This is a genomic window from Gilvimarinus sp. 1_MG-2023 (genome assembly GCF_030548285.1).
Window position 1 is genome coordinate 1 of record NZ_JAUOSC010000988.1, and the last position, 273, is coordinate 273.

The following is a 273-nucleotide window of genomic DNA, read 5'->3' on the forward strand; positions in this document are numbered from 1 at the left end:
GTACACCATTATTGAAAGCTGGCTCAACAACCAGACACCACAACAGCAGCGTGGTCAGGTGTTTGCGATTTATATGGCCGTTAACCTGGTCTCCTTGGCGCTGGCGCAGCAACTCTTGCAGCTCGACAGCCCGGCCAACTTTACCCTCTTCGCGCTGGCGGCCATCTTGGTGTGTATCAGTCTGGTGCCGATTACCTGGACGCGTCTGGCCCAGCCATCGGTGTCGGAAGTGAAACGTTTTTCACCCCAAAGGCTGGTCAAGCTGGCACCGGT

1 pseudogene is annotated in these 273 nt (G+C 56.4%); it reads left to right on the forward strand.

The features are described from left to right. A pseudogene (locus Q4563_RS19840) lies at window positions 1–273 on the forward strand (MFS transporter); the annotation flags it as partial.